This window comes from Pseudomonas sp. 32_A (assembly GCF_017490905.1).
GTDB lineage: Bacteria > Pseudomonadota > Gammaproteobacteria > Pseudomonadales > Pseudomonadaceae > Aquipseudomonas > Aquipseudomonas inefficax.
Map to the genome: position 1 here is coordinate 1 of NZ_JAFGYI010000246.1, position 486 is coordinate 486.

The 486-nt window shown below is 51.4% G+C and carries 1 protein-coding gene; it reads right to left on the minus strand.

The window, feature by feature from the left end; all coding sequences use genetic code 11:
* Positions 1-486, minus strand: a 486-nt coding sequence (locus J5M58_RS26510; RefSeq protein ID WP_207880330.1) for a restriction endonuclease subunit S, incomplete at both ends; no start/stop codon positions are given.

A 486-nucleotide genomic window follows, 5' to 3' on the forward strand; every position in this document is an offset into this window, starting at 1 on the left:
ACAATCTTCTGAACGCATTTACTATCAAACCTCAAGACATGTGCGTGGTTGTTAACCCATGTTTTCCCTGAGATGGAAAATGCAATCGGTGCCGTCCTTGCTCGCAAATTAGCCCCATCCTCTGAGATGCAAAGCAGGTCTTCGTCGAAGATAAAGTCGCGAATGTAATCAACTATCCCAGAGGCTCCGTAATAAGGGATATTTCCCTTGGTGCGATCTTTTTCGGTTACTGGGACCCGGCGATTATCCAAGTTCTCTGCTAGTTCTGCCAATGTCTTAGTCGCCCACTCCCCCGCCTCCCGAAACTCCGGAAACCGCAGCCGTGGCACGGTTTCGCCGTCGCGGGGAAAAAGCTGCTGCATCAGGCCCTTTTTGTGGGTCTTGAGAGTGTCCAGCTTTTGGGTTTCCGCCGCGATCAGATCATCCAGCGAAGACAGGCAATCAGCGATTTTTTGTTGTTCTTCGAGCGCGTTGGTGCCGTTAGGC